This window comes from Nodosilinea sp. FACHB-141, assembly GCF_014696135.1.
GTDB lineage: Bacteria > Cyanobacteriota > Cyanobacteriia > Phormidesmidales > Phormidesmidaceae > Nodosilinea.
Map to the genome: position 1 here is coordinate 690,325 of NZ_JACJPP010000007.1, position 12,563 is coordinate 702,887.

Below are 12,563 nucleotides of genomic sequence, written 5' to 3' on the forward strand. Positions count from 1 at the left end.
TAGCCAATGCTGACATCATCGCCCCATCAATTGTTTATGGTTAGCGGCAAGGGCGGCGTGGGCAAAACCACTCTTTCCTGCGGATTCGCGCGGCAGCTGGCCCAGCAGCACCCCGACGAAACGGTGCTGCTGCTCTCCACCGACCCGGCCCATTCCCTCGGGGACGTGTTGCAACTGACAGTGGATAACACGCCCACCCCTCTGCCCGATCTGCTGAATGTACAGGTGCGCGCCCTGGATGCGGCAGCGTTGCTAGAGCAGTTTCGGGCCGACTATGGCACCGTGCTAGAGCTGCTGGTCGAGCGGGGCAGTTTTGTGGAGGGCAATGACCTCAGCCCCGTGTGGGACATGGGCTGGCCCGGCCTTGATGAGCTGATGGCCCTACTGGAAATTCAGCGGATTTTGCGCGATCGCGAAGCCGATCGTGTCGTCGTCGATATGGCCCCCAGCGGCCACACCCTCAGCCTGTTTGCCCTGATGGATTTTCTCGATACCCTGCTAGAGGCACTGGGGCAATTTCAGCAAAAGCACCGCACCCTAACCGAAACCCTGGCGGGTCGTTACACCCCTGACCATGCCGATCAGTTCATCGCCGACATGCGCCACGATTTAGAGCAGGGCCGGGCGTTGATTCAAGATAGCGATCGCACTGCCTGCTGGGTAATTGGTATTCCTGAGCCGATGAGCTGGGCCGAGAGCGATCGCTTCATCACTGCCTTAGGACGGTTGGGAGTTCCCATCGGCGGTCTAGTGATTAACCGCGTGCTGCAAGAATCGGGCCAAGTTTTAGACAGCCATCGCCGGGTGCTGGCCGAGTTTGAGGCGATCGCTCAAGGGCAGCCGGTGCTGTGGGTGCCGGCTCAAACTCAGGAACCTTTAGGCGGCGTCGCCCTCGATGCCCTCATGCCCCAGCTCATGCCCCTAACCTCAGCGCAGACGCTAGCCGATCCTGCCGCCGAGATCTCCCCCATACTCCAATGGCCGCAGCCGATTTCCCCAGGCGTGGAGGACTTTGTCTCAGCAGGGCGACGGCTGATTGTGGTGGGCGGCAAGGGCGGCGTGGGCAAAACCACCGTGTCGGCGGCGCTGAGCTGGGGGTTGGCCGAGCGCCATCCCGAGGCCAACCTGCGGGTCATGTCCATCGACCCAGCCCACTCCTTGGGCGATGCCTTTGGCCAGCCCCTCGGTCACGAACCCACCCTGCTGTTGTCCAACCTCCAGGTCCAGGAGGTCAGCGCCGACATGGTGCTCGACCAGTTTCGCACCGACTACCTGTGGGAATTGGCCGACATGATGGCGGGTGATGGCGACATTGCTAGCGGCATTCAGATGGCCTACGGTCCCGCCGCCTGGCGGCAGATCGTCGCTCAGGCCCTACCTGGCATTGACGAAATGCTCTCGCTGATTACCGTGATGGATTTGCTAGAGCGCAACGAGCAGCAGCTGATTGTGCTCGACACCGCTCCCACTGGCCATCTACTGCGGTTTCTGGAGATGCCTACGGCTTTGGGCGATTGGCTAGGGTGGATCTTCAAGCTCTGGATTAAGTACAAGGATGTGGTGGGCCGGGTGGAGTTTATGGGCCGCCTGCGCACCTTGCGCCAGCGGGTGCTGACTGCCCAAGATAAGCTCAAAGACCCCCAGCACACCGAGTTTATTGGCGTCGTACAAAACCAGACGGCGATTTTGGCCGAGGCCAGTCGGCTAAACCACACCCTGGGCGATCGCGGCATTGCCCAGCGCTACATTGTCCACAACCGCTATCAAGTCGGTAGCGACCTGCCCGCTGAGCTATTTCCTCACCAGTGTGTGGTGCGGCTACCGGCACTGGTACCCAGCCCTAGTCCGTTTGGCCAGGTGAAGCAGGCGGCCCATCTGCTGATTGCTCCAGAGTCTCCCTAGGCTTAAGGCGGCTAAATTTAGCCCAGTTTCTAGGCCGCCGCTGTCAGTTTTGAAGCCCAGCGGGGCATACTAAAGCCAGTTCTGGGCTAGATTGGGCGGGCATTCAAACCCACACTCGGCGATCGCTATATTCTTCAGCCCTAGCACAGACTTTCCGAAAACCTGAACTATACTTAATGGCACCGCCTACCATGGCCTTCGACACCGCGAGAGGAATCAACTGTGGCAAATCATAGGATTTTGGTCATCGATGATAGCCGGGTGATTCGCATGCGGGTGCGCGACATGCTTCCCCAGGGCAATTTTGAAGTCATTGAAGCCCAAGATGGTGTAGAAGGCATGGATGCCATTCGCAGCCAACGCCCCAACCTGATCATGCTCGACTTCTTGCTGCCCCGCATGAGCGGCTGGGAAGTCTTCCAAGAAATTCAGGCGAATCCAGACCTCCAGAACATTCCCCTGGTGCTGATGTCTGGCCGCAAAGAAGAAGTCACCGAAAAAATTACCGAGCCCTTCGAGTACTTCGAGTTTATTCAAAAGCCCTTTGAGCAAAAAGAACTGATCGAAGCAATCAAAGCGTCGATGGTTAAGGCTCGCAAGCCACGTCGTACCCCCATGACCGCCCCCGCCGCCACGGCTGCAGCGGCGTCATCCGGTGGCGGCGATGTGAGTGCCGCCGAATTCCAAGCTCTTCAGGCTCAGGTGACACAGCTGCAAGGCGAGGTGGCCCAGCTCAAAGGCCAGCTAGGCAAAATGCTGGCCTACATTAAGCAAAAGCTGAAGTAGAGCAGTTAGGGCAGCGGCGATCGCAACAGGCGTTGCGTTGGCGCAGCCGACCGAGACTGGCATTGCACCCTAAGCCTACTCAACTTTCAAGTCATACAACCGTCAGCGGGGTTCAACAGCCCCGCTTTTTGCTGTGCTATGGGCGGCGCCATTGTTGTGGTTATGGTGTTCTGTGTCGTCAGGCAGCTCTGTGAATGCCTGCTGCGGCACCCCGATGGCAATGCCCGCCTTGTCAAAGGCAATACGCAGGCGGCGGCGAAATTCACGCGCCACCAAAAACTGCTTGAGGGGTCGAGTACGGATCCAAATCAAAAGAGTGAGGCCGGCGTGGGTTATGCTCTCAACCCCCAACATTTCGACCGGGTTGAGAATGGCATAGCGCCACTCGGGGTCGCTGGCCATAATCTGGGCAGTTTCGTGTAGAACCCACAGAGCTTCATCGACGTTGGTTCCATAGGCCACATCGACGAGGATGTTGGCCCGCGACCAGCCGCGGCTGAGGTTTTCGACTTGGGCAATGAGGCTGTTGGGCAGGGTGACCAGACGGCCATCTTCGCCGCGAATTTGGGTGATCCGCAGATTCAAGTTTTCCACAATGCCGGTGGTGGTGCCGGTGGTCACCAGGTCGCCGATGGCGTACTGGTCTTCTAGCAAAATCAAAAAGCCGTTGACCAGGTCTTTAACCAAATTCTGAGCGGCAAAGGAAATGGCCAGGGCAGAAATTGCCCCAAAGGCCAGCAGTGACGCTGGGGCAATTCTCAGGGTTTGTAGCACTAGCAGGGTGGCTAGGGCATAGATGACGGCCGTCTTTAGTCCTTTGAGGGCACCAATAATGGTCGAAATGCGCATCGATTTGCGCTGAATGTCGTCCAGATCGCCTAGCTCGTTTTTGCTCCAGGCCTGGGCTACTCGCTCAATGGCCAGGTTGGTCACGCGGTTGAGCAACCCGGTGAAAAACCAGGTCAGCAGCAGCAGCACCGGAATTGAGAACAACCCAAAGGCATAGCTGCGGGTTTGCGGAAAAATGTAGAGCCCGCTGGCGATGCCTGTAACCCACACGAAGGCGATGCCCCAAAACATTAGCCAGCGCAAGAAGGCTACGACCTGAAGCCGCTGGGCCAGGGTGAGCTGGTAGCTAAACACCTGCAAGAGCTGCTGCTCGGGGACATCGGCTCCGGGGGGAATGGGGAGATTATTTTGGTCAGTTTGCTTTTGCTCTAGCTCGCTCTTGCGCCTGCCCAGCACTCGCCAGATGCCGGTTAGCACAAGGGTGAGCAGCAGGCTGGCCAGCAAAATCCAGACGGTGCGGCGAATCTGCCGCCGACGAGCTTCGGGCAGGCGGCTGTCGACTGCCTGCCGTAGCGAGTCGCGCAGCACGACCTGCCAACGATCGGCCAGATCGAGCTGCGACGCCCCGTTGTACTGAGCATCGGTGTCGGTAATGGTGAGCAGGACCCTCGGTTCGACCAAGCCTGCTCCGATCGCAAATAGCACGGGCTGGCCGCTAATGGTTTCAATGCTCACATTAAGGGAGGAGCTATTGACGGCGTTGTCGTCAGATATGGGCGTCAGGGTGCGGTCGACCACCTGGCTGAGATTGGTCTCGATTTGCCGCGCGCGCACTTCAACGGGCACCTCCGCGCCCGATTCATTGCGGTTAAATACCGCTGGGGAGGCAATATCGAAGAGGGGATCGCCATCGAGGGCGACTACGGTGGTCTCAAGCAGGCCAATGCGCTCGACCCCAGCTGGGGGTAGGGTGCTGTTGCCGCCGAAGGGGTTGGAGATTTGGGCCACGGCTGGGGACAGACCCCAGCTTAGGGTGAGCAGCAGTCCCAGCAGCGCTAGCAGCAGCTGCATCCACCGTTGGGGACGGCTAAACCTAGTCGTCGGTTTGGGTGTGGGTCTGGGCATAGAAGAACGCGATCGCAACGACAGTGCAGGGTAGGTTTACCCCTGGGTTGTTTTAGCATTCTGACAACCTCAGTTGCACAGCCTAGTCCAGAACCCTGTCAAACGTGAACCCCACTTTCCTCGCAAATTTGGATCCAAAACGCGGAAAATAGGGCTCCAGCAATGCTTGAAACCGTTGGCACAGTGTGCACGATGCGATTAAAAAATTGCAGCGGTAAATTCGGCTTAGGAGCGGCGACGTTAGAAAAACCAGCCGTAGCTGTGTAGCCCCTTGCCCAGAATATTGACCCCCAGGTAGCACACCCACACCACCACAAACCCGGTGGCGGCAAGGATGGCCGGGCGACGCCCCTGCCAGCCCTTAGTGATGCGGGCGTGGAGATAGGCGGCAAACACCAGCCAGGTAATCAGCGCCCAGGTCTCTTTAGGGTCCCAGCTCCAGTAGGAGCCCCAGGCTTCATTAGCCCACACTGCCCCAGCAATGATGCCGATGGTGAGCAGCGGAAAGCCCAGACCAATCATGCGGTAGCTGATGTTGTCGAGGGTGTCGGCCAAGGTCAGCCGCTGGGGTGAGAGAGTGACGGTAGCGGGTTTTTCGAGCACCGCCGCGCCCCCGGTGGACATGGTCATCACCGCGGCGGCCTCGGCGGCGTCATCCTCAGCTCGGCGCAGCTTGACGTTGCGAAAGCCGCCGGTGCCGACGGAACTGCCTTTGAGTTCTACCGCCTGGCCACGGGTGACGAGGAGAAATGCGATCGCTAGCAATGCTCCTACCAGCAGCGCCGCGTAGCTCAGCAGCATGACGCTGACGTGCATCATTAGCCAGTTCGACTTGAGAGCGGGCACCAAAGGCTCTGAGCCCTGCATGGTGTCGGGCAGGGTCAAAGTGGCAAAGGCGGCGATCGCCATAGCAATGGGCGCGGTGACGGCCCCCACCAGCGAGCTGCGGCTCATGCGCTCGGCCACCAGGTGCATGGCGGTGATGCCCCAGGCCAAGGCAAACAGCGATTCGTAGAGGTTGCTCATGGGGAAGTAGCCCCCCTCAATCCATCGGGCACCGAGCAGGGCGGCGATGGTGAGGTTGCCTACGGCCATGGCGGCGGTGCCCAACGATGGCAGAACGGTGGCCTTGGGAAACGCCACGCCGCACCAGTAGAGCAGCATTGCCGCAAACAGCACCGCAAAGGATGCATTGTCGAGCCAGCCCTGGAACGCAATCAGATCCATGTTCGGTAGCCATGAGGAGTCTTTCCTATCGTACCGATTTTTTGGGCCGACTTTTGCGGGTTGAATTGCCGAGGCAACGATGGGAGTTACTGAGGAGTGGATGGGGCAGTATCGGGAGCCGCCTCGGGGGAGCCTTCTGGCGTAGGAGTGGCTTGGGGCTCGGCTCCGCTAGGTAGGGGACCGGGGCGATCGCCTCGCTTGAGCGCCGCCGTAATGTCGTAGCGCACCTGGCGATCGCTGAGCACCGTCGCCGTTACACCAATCGCCTCAATGGCTTCAGAACTCAGCAGCCCGTCCTGGGGCAGGGGCGGCAGCAGCAGGTTGTTTTCCACCCCGGTGAGGGTCTCTAAATTGATAAAAAAGTGGCCGTTGTTGGGGCGCGGTGCGTTGCCGGTAGTGGTCTGAAAGAGGTCATTTTCGCCCAGGCTGCGGTTGGGGATTGGGGCCACCTGCTCGGCAATGCCCTGACCCACGGTAAAGAAAGTAATGTCGCCGTCGAGCCAGCCGTGAGCCATCACCAACGAGTCGAAAGGCGAGGTCCAGCGGGTGACGGGCACGCCGCCCAGCTCCGTAGTCTCGATCGCAAAGCGGTAGCGGCTCTCCATCACGGCGTCGAGCTGTTCAAAGGTGGCAGTGGCGGCTTCGCGATCGTTGGTTTTGACCATCAGCACCAGCGCTGGATTCGGCAGCGGTGGTGCACTGCCATCGCCGGCTGGTGGGGGTGGGTTGAGCACCCCCAGGGCAAATTCTCCAGCCATCCAGGGCAGCAGGTTTTCTTGCAGACTTAGGCCAGTAGCGGTTTGCAGCCCTAGGGATAAATCGCTGGCTCGTACTGGCAGCAGGGCTGAGAGCTGCTCGCCAGCCTCAAAGTCTTCCCAGAATTGTTGAAAATCGCCCCCTGACACCGCTACCAGAGTACCTGTGGGCAGTCGCTGGGGCATCTGGTCAGCCTTGTTGCCGGTGGCCAAGGCCTGGGGGCCGGGCTCTAGCCAGCTAATGCCCTGGAGACCAACGCCGCGGCTTTGCAGCGCAATCGCCCCCACCAGCCCCCGTGGTGTCTGAAACGCCCGCAGCCGCTCGGGGGCAATGGGTGGGTCAGCGGCCGCAGCTATGGTTTGCGACAGGGCCGGCACATCCACATAAAAGCGGGCTAGAGGCCGGGTTTCGGTAAGTTGCTCGAAGGCTTTGCCCACCCCAGGGCGAGTGACCAGCGATTCGCCCCCCCGGTAGGTGTCGATCGCCCGCTTTAGCAGGGGCAACTGAGGACTGAGCACCGCCGTCTCGGCGTCAAGCACGGCGGCGTAGAGGGGAGTCTCTGCCTCACTATTGAGCTGCTGTAGAGTAACGCCGCGGTAGGGGGCATCTTCTACCGATTCAGCTTTTCCCAGCCGCTCGCCCAGGTCGTTTTGGGCGCGGTTAGCATCAGCAATGGGGATCACCACCAGCAGGTTTGAGGCCAGGGCCAGTTCAGGGGCGGGCAGTGACGGGGGCAAGTCGCTGGGGCTGGTCTCGACGGGTAGCACCGCCAGGCTAATCTCGGGGCCAACCCAGGGCTGAATGTCGCGGGCAAAATCGAGGTCTTGCTCGGCCAGCAGGCGATCGCGCCACTGCACTAGCTGCTGGTCAAACTGGGCCTGGGTGGCCTCGGTACCAAACTGCCGCAGTCGTCGCCACTGAGCCTCATCGCTGCTCAGGGCCACCACCGCCAGCGCATCAGCCGGAATGGCACTGGCCCCAGCGGGCAGCGTTTTGGCTAATTGCCCGTGCCGAGAGGTGGCCCAAAAAGTCAGCGCACCGCCGCCAATAAAGAGTAGAGCTGCGCCCAGGGGCAACAGCAGCGGAGGCTTTTTCTGCAGCAGCTTAGAATGCAACACGATAGTAGCCTGGCCAATTTGCCCTGCCACTCTAGCAAAGAACTTCGCCAACGAACCACGGATTGCGGCGCGCCCTAGCGAAAGCGAAAGTCGTATCCGGCATAGCGATCGCCCTCATAGAGCACCACCAGCCAGGTTTGCGGGTCAAACTCTAGAGGATAGGCCTCGCGCTCAGCAGGTAGCCCCGACTCAGTTTTGCCCGGCGACAGCACGCAGTAGGGCACTTGAAGAAACTCTTGCACCGTGGCCTTAGGCGCTTGCAGCTCGGTTTCTAGAAGTTTTTTGATTTGGTCGCGCGAGACTAGCGCCTTGGGCTGTTCTTGCCGAATGCAGGTAAAGGCCTCGGCCTCTTGCACCTTGGCCTGATCGGGGTTGGGCGAAATCAGCAGGGCGGCCAAAGCGAGCATTGAACCCCCCGCCATGCCTCCAGCCATGAGCACCTGGCGGGGCTGAGGTTGGTCTGGAAAGGCTCCAGGAGCAGTCCGCCGAGGGTGGGGAGCATGGGCATAGGGGCCAGGCTGAGGTCGCACCGATCGCGGCGGCATCGATTGGGGATTCACCGGGTGAGGATGCATCGGCTGGGGTTGGGGCTGGGGAGGCTGATAGTGGGCCGACACAGGGTAAGAAGAACGTTGAACCATGGCGTTGACCTTTGCTGTCTACCGTTTGAAATCTAAGGGGGTGCCCAACTTTGCCGAGTGGCCAAAGTAAAGACTCTAGCCATCCCGGCTTCGCTCAATGCGAAACACCAGCACTGGGGATGCTTGAGCACAGCTCTATGCCAGCAATGGGGTGCCATTGAGGCTAGAACGAGATTAGCCGCCGGGGATATCGCTCCCAAAGGGAGCAGCCGTGAGCAGCGCAAGCGAGTAGGGAATTGCTAAAATCAAGTATAGTACAAGAATACTATTTGGCAAATAGATGGGCCAGTTGTTTTTTGTTACGGTTTGAGAGTTGACTTTTCTTGCTATCGCTTCCCTGGGGATCGCCGTGGCTGAGTATGGAACGCCATGAACAGAACCCTTGTCTGGTTTCGCCGCGACCTGCGCATCTCTGACCATGAACCGCTGCTGCGGGCGGCTGGGCGAGGGCTGGTGGTGCCGGTGTTTGTGTTCGATCGCGCCCTGCTGCACCACCCTGAAACCGGTGCGGCGCGGGTGGCGTTTTTGCTGGCCGCCCTGCACGCTCTGGATGCAGACCTGAAAGCCTTGGGCGGGCGTCTGATTGTGCGATCGGGCGACCCAGTTCAGGTATTGCCCGATCTAATTAAAGAAACTGACGCCGATGGCATCTATGCCTACACCGACGTCGAACGCATTTATGGCCGGGTGCGCGATGCTCGCCTCAACCAGGCCCTAGACCGGCGGGGGATGAAAATCCGCTGGTTTGAGCCCGTCGCCAGCGCCGCCGATCTCATCCCCTACCCCCAGTACCGTGAGCTGTGGTATCGGGAAATGGGCCAACCCCTGGTGCCTACACCCCAACAGGTTTCCGTACCGCCAGAGATCCCGAGCGATCCGTTACCGGCCCTAGACGCCTTGGGCCACTGGGCTGACGAAAAGCCCATTCCCCCCGCCAGCACCGCCGCTGCCCGCGCCCTGCTGCAAGGCTTTTTGGCCGACAAGGCCGATCGCTACTATTGGCAGCTGTCGTACCCTAGCGCCGAGGCCACCACGGGCCTCAGCCCCCACATTAAATTTGGCGTGATCTCGGTGCGGGAGTGTGTGCAGACCATTCGCAACACTCCCGATTTCGGCGACAACCGAGTGCGCCGCAGCCACCAGCAGCTGATTTCGCGTCTGCGGTGGGGCAACGGGTTTACCCAGCGGTTTCGGTATCTGCCGCAGCTAGAGCTGCGATCGCTCTACCGAACCTTTGACGACGATGGCTGGGCCTTTGACCCCGATCTCTACCAAGCCTGGCAGACCGGCCACACCGGCTTCCCGATTGTGGATGCCGCGGCTCGCTGTTTGCAGGCGACCGGAGGCTATCTGGCGCTGAACTTTCGCACCCGCGCCATCTATGCAAGCTTTCTCAGCAACCTGTGCGGCATCGACTGGCGCTACGGAGCGCTGCATTTTATGCGCCACTTAATAGATGGTGACTGCCCCATCGACCATTACCAGTGGGCGATGCAGTCGGGGGTGACCCACTGCGTCGATAAAACCTGGACGCGCATCTATAACCCTGGCCAAACGGCGGTCGATCGCTGCGACCCCGAGGGCGAGTTTATCAAGCGCTGGCTGCCAGAGCTGGCGGATGTACCCCCAGGGCAGCTCGGCAGTCCGCCGACTCTCTCGGGCTACCCAGCCCCAATTTTGAACTATAAAGCGGCTCGCCAGCGTCGGGTCAAACTGCTCGAAGCCCAGCGGGGTAAGTTTCTCAACGCTAGAAATCTGCTGCCTCACCTGGCGCAGATGCCCAAGGATTTAACGCCCTTTGGTACGGAGGTCTATGGGGGTGAAGTGGCTTGGGCTGAGGATGCGATCGCCGATCTCTTCCCCGCCGCGCTGCCGTTAGCTGATCTGGATGTAGCGCAAGCGGCGGCTCTGCGCACCTGGTTTGTAGCCCGTGTCAATGTGCTGCCGCCGAAGTCGCGGCGACGAAAGCCGCAGGTCCCAGCTACAGATCCCAATATTCGCCAGCTCACGTTGCTGGGGGACATCAAATAGCCCAGGCTTTTTTGAGCCCTTGGAGCCGGTAGTAGGCAGCTTTAGGCTGGTTTTCGCGGTTTAGCAGCCCGCCAAAGGGCCAGAAAACGGCTTGGTCTGACAAATCCCACCAGGAGACCACTTCAATCTCGGGCCTGCTGTAGCCCAGAGTGTAGATTTGCTCGACCCAGTCGGCCTGAACCTGCTCGCTCCAGGGGGCGTGCCACAGGCCCAAAGCTTCGCCCATGATGGAATTTTCATCGGTGCCAGTGTTGGAAGAACAGCCCATTTCGGTGATATGGATGGGCTTGCCCAGGCCGACGAAGCGATCGAGCAGGCGATCGATTTCGAACATATCCTGGTCGGGATAGTAGAGCTGTAGGCCAATAACCTCAAAATCGATAGCAGTGGCCAAACAGGCTTTGAGGTACTGATAGGGGCTACGCTGGGGCGGGCCGTAGATCGCCACATTGCGAGCCCACGGGCAGCAGCTATTGACCACCCGCTTCACTTTGGGATTGCCCTCTTTGGCGGCCTCGCAGGCCATGCGGGTGAGGTCGAGAAATTGCGCTTGGTCGTAGCCGAGGGCGTTGGCCCAAGGGGCACCGTGGGCTTCGTTGATGACATCGTAGGCAGGAATGCGATCGCCGTAGCGCTGCGTAATTGCTAAAACTCGCTGCCGCAGGGTGGCTTTGATCTCCTCATAGGGCAGCGAGCTTACCCAGTCGGGCACAATGCCGTCGAAGAACCACACCAGGGGATGCCCCTTCGCCGGAATGCCAACGCTTTGAAGCCAGGCCACCTGGGTATCGGCTTCGGCGTAGTCGGGCTGACCACGCTCGGGTTCCATCGGTTTCCAGTAAAACGGTACGGTGGCGGTGGTGAAAAGGGCCTCGAAGTGGCGATCGTACTCCGCTCCCAAGCCAGGGTGGGCAAAAGCATTGCAGCCGAGTTTGAAATTTTGGCGCGGTGGGGTGCGGGCAATGCGCTGGCGGGCGCGGCTGAGGGTGGCTTCTTCTCCAGCCCATAGCCCTTCCACCAGGGCGTTGTTCCACAGCGGAATCTGGGTTTGTAGGTCGGGGGCTTGGCTAGCCTGGGTGAGGTAGGCCTGAGCGCGGTGGAGGCGATCGCGCACGCTCTGAGGAATACCGTAGCCCTGGCGCTGCCAGCGATCGCACGCTTGGCTAACTCGGTAAAGGCGATCGCGCGCAAATGCCCCATTCAGCACCAGCGGAAAATCCGTTGGTGTAAAGCCGCGCCCCTGGTTGTCAGCGTAGAGAGTGACGTCGCCAAAGCCCTCGACGGGGAGCTGAAGGGCGATCGCGAAGCGACCCGCTGGCGGCTGGGTGGTGAGAATGCCGTCCTCTACGGTGCGATCGGGGTGGGGAATGGGTTCGTCGTCTAGACCCAGAAAGTAGAGGCGGCTGAGTTCAAACTTGGGTAGCGGATCACTGTTGGGCAGGTAGGCATGCAGGGTGAGCGGCGGTGGACTGGCGAGAAGTTTCTCTTCTGCTTGGCCGAGCCAGTATGAAGTGGCAAGCGTGCTGGTGGTGTAGCGAATAAAGTGGCGACGTCTCACTGAAGCACCTGACCGAGATATTTCAAGATTTGCAGAACTCCGTCGAGTTCTTGGTTGGAGGTCAATGCCGCAAAAACCCTTGATAGGTTGTATCGTCGACCCTGGTTTGCCTCTAGCTTCACAAAAACTGAGTCATCCCCGTTGGTCATGAGGGCGAACCTAGGTTGCTCATGATTAGGGGTCGCCATTAAGTAGGCCAGGGTCTGGGGTAGAGCAGACCAGACCGAAATAGCTGTTTTTTTTGATTCAAACACCACCACCCAAAGCTGGTCTTTTAAGACCAATACTTCGAGCCGCCCTTGCAAAATTTCCTCTGGATCTTGCAGGGTAAGCTGAACCGATTCTTCTGCTTTCACCCTAAAGGGTGGGTCATAGAACCCAGCTAGGGTAAGCAGGGGAGAGGCAAATAGCAATAAAACCGTGCTTTCGAGCAGGTGTCCTTGCGATCGCTGATATAGATAGCGCTGCCGCAGGTCAGCCAGTCCCGCTTTTTCGGTGTCACTGAGGCTGGGCAGGTCAGAGCTCCATTCCCAAAAGAATGTTTCATCTTCTGTGCGGGTCAGCTGAAACCGCTGCTCGGCCTCTGCCAGGGTTGTAATCGCCTCTGTGATGGCAACCGACATCGCTTTC

9 protein-coding genes are annotated in these 12,563 nt (G+C 59.7%); 3 read left to right on the top strand and 6 right to left on the bottom strand.

The features are described 5' to 3' along the window. Nucleotides 1-6 precede the first annotated feature (6 nt). Together H6F59_RS06585 and H6F59_RS06590 are read left to right on the top strand one after the other, a co-directional pair. Nucleotides 7-1,902 carry an ArsA family ATPase gene (locus tag H6F59_RS06585; protein WP_242021288.1) on the top strand — a complete coding sequence of 632 codons (1,896 nt, stop codon included), beginning with the start codon at nucleotides 7-9 and terminating at the stop codon, nucleotides 1,900-1,902. Nucleotides 1,903-2,124: 222 nt separating this feature from the next. Continuing rightward, the gene (locus H6F59_RS06590) at nucleotides 2,125-2,688 is read left to right on the top strand and encodes a response regulator (RefSeq protein ID WP_190518360.1); all 564 of its coding nucleotides are present in this window, start codon (nucleotides 2,125-2,127) and stop codon (nucleotides 2,686-2,688) included. Nucleotides 2,689-2,790: 102 nt separating this feature from the next. Here H6F59_RS06590 and H6F59_RS06595 read toward each other — a convergent pair whose 3' ends face one another. From H6F59_RS06595 to H6F59_RS06610, 4 genes are all read right to left on the bottom strand, one after another. Then, nucleotides 2,791-4,602: a mechanosensitive ion channel family protein gene (locus H6F59_RS06595; RefSeq protein WP_190696640.1), complete on the bottom strand. Its 1,812-nt coding sequence runs from the start codon at nucleotides 4,600-4,602 to the stop codon at nucleotides 2,791-2,793. Between the two features lie 240 nt (nucleotides 4,603-4,842). Further along, nucleotides 4,843-5,829 carry a c-type cytochrome biogenesis protein CcsB gene (gene ccsB / locus H6F59_RS06600; protein WP_190696643.1) on the bottom strand — a complete coding sequence of 329 codons (987 nt, stop codon included), beginning with the start codon at nucleotides 5,827-5,829 and terminating at the stop codon, nucleotides 4,843-4,845. Nucleotides 5,830-5,915: 86 nt separating this feature from the next. Further along, nucleotides 5,916-7,703, bottom strand: a complete 1,788-nt coding sequence (locus H6F59_RS06605) for a DUF3352 domain-containing protein (protein WP_190696646.1) — start codon at nucleotides 7,701-7,703, stop codon at nucleotides 5,916-5,918. Nucleotides 7,704-7,777: 74 nt separating this feature from the next. Then, nucleotides 7,778-8,344 carry a hypothetical protein gene (locus tag H6F59_RS06610; protein ID WP_190696649.1) on the bottom strand — a complete coding sequence of 189 codons (567 nt, stop codon included), beginning with the start codon at nucleotides 8,342-8,344 and terminating at the stop codon, nucleotides 7,778-7,780. A gap of 369 nt (nucleotides 8,345-8,713) precedes the next feature. On the opposite strand from H6F59_RS06610, the gene H6F59_RS06615 reads away from it, so the two are divergent. Continuing rightward, on the top strand, nucleotides 8,714-10,375 hold the full coding sequence (locus tag H6F59_RS06615; protein ID WP_190696651.1) for an FAD-binding domain-containing protein: 1,662 nt from the start codon (nucleotides 8,714-8,716) through the stop codon (nucleotides 10,373-10,375). Here H6F59_RS06615 and H6F59_RS27250 read toward each other — a convergent pair. Together H6F59_RS27250 and H6F59_RS06625 are read right to left on the bottom strand one after the other, a co-directional pair. Then, nucleotides 10,368-11,933, bottom strand: a complete 1,566-nt coding sequence (locus tag H6F59_RS27250) for an endo-1,4-beta-xylanase (protein ID WP_190696654.1) — start codon at nucleotides 11,931-11,933, stop codon at nucleotides 10,368-10,370. The two genes, H6F59_RS06615 and H6F59_RS27250, sit on opposite strands and share 8 nt — an antisense overlap. After that, nucleotides 11,930-12,556 carry a type I restriction endonuclease subunit R gene (locus tag H6F59_RS06625; protein WP_190696657.1) on the bottom strand — a complete coding sequence of 209 codons (627 nt, stop codon included), beginning with the start codon at nucleotides 12,554-12,556 and terminating at the stop codon, nucleotides 11,930-11,932. Before H6F59_RS06625 ends, H6F59_RS27250 begins: the two co-directional genes overlap by 4 nt. Nucleotides 12,557-12,563 lie beyond the last annotated feature (7 nt).

Bases quoted from the DNA above. Each gene is read 5' to 3' on its own strand.
- H6F59_RS06615 (WP_190696651.1), top strand. From the start codon at position 8,714: ATGAACAGAACCCTTGTCTGGTTTCGCCGCGACCTGCGCATCTCTGAC.
- ccsB (WP_190696643.1), bottom strand. From the start codon at position 5,829: ATGGATCTGATTGCGTTCCAGGGCTGGCTCGACAATGCATCCTTTGCG.
- H6F59_RS06625 (WP_190696657.1), bottom strand. From the start codon at position 12,556: ATGTCGGTTGCCATCACAGAGGCGATTACAACCCTGGCAGAGGCCGAG.
- H6F59_RS06610 (WP_190696649.1), bottom strand. From the start codon at position 8,344: ATGGTTCAACGTTCTTCTTACCCTGTGTCGGCCCACTATCAGCCTCCC.
- H6F59_RS06585 (WP_242021288.1), top strand. From the start codon at position 7: ATGCTGACATCATCGCCCCATCAATTGTTTATGGTTAGCGGCAAGGGC.
- H6F59_RS06595 (WP_190696640.1), bottom strand. From the start codon at position 4,602: ATGCCCAGACCCACACCCAAACCGACGACTAGGTTTAGCCGTCCCCAA.